The 576-nt window shown below is 56.8% G+C and carries 1 protein-coding gene; it reads right to left on the bottom strand.

The features are described 5' to 3' along the window. The coding region (locus HLUSI_RS26685; RefSeq protein ID WP_040503088.1) for a DeoR family transcriptional regulator at positions 1-259 on the bottom strand (259 nt) is incomplete at its 3' end. Positions 260-576 lie beyond the last annotated feature (317 nt).

Here is a 576-nt window from a genome sequence, read left to right as displayed (position 1 = left end):
CCCGGGCGCGGCCGATGTCGGCCTTGGCGCCGGGTTCGATGTGCTGGCGGTTGGCGAACATCACCAGCGCCGGCGTGCCGAGCAACGGCAACGCGCCGCCATGTACGCGTCGCAGCAAGCCTTCCCTGGCCAGTTCACGCAGATCGCGTCGGATCGTGTCTTCGGACACCTCCAGTTGTTCGCTCACCGGTTTGGCGACGATGCGTCCGTCGCGGTTGAGCAGGTCGAGCAGGTGTTTCTTTCGTTGGCTGGTCAGCATGCTTTTGGTCCGGCGTTGGCGGGTGGTATTGGTAAGGTCGGGAGTGTACAAGACAACGCGCAAATTCGTGCAGTTTCACGGAATAAAGGTCGTAATTCTGCACGAATATTCTTGATTGTTCTTGATATTGCATGATATTTTAAATGAAGCGTGCAATACCGGCAAAAATGATTGCCGGGTTGGCCGCCTTACGAATTCACTGCACAGGAGCAAAACGATGGAAAACGAGCGTGTCCGCATCCGCAATGTCGAAGTCTTGTCCGACGATTGGTATCTGCTCAAGAAGACCACCTTCGACTATCGCCGCGCCGACGGCG

This window comes from Herbaspirillum lusitanum P6-12, assembly GCF_000256565.1.
In the GTDB taxonomy this organism is placed as follows: Bacteria; Pseudomonadota; Gammaproteobacteria; order Burkholderiales; family Burkholderiaceae_D; genus Herbaspirillum; species Herbaspirillum lusitanum.
This window is presented reverse-complemented; position numbering and strand designations above follow the sequence as displayed.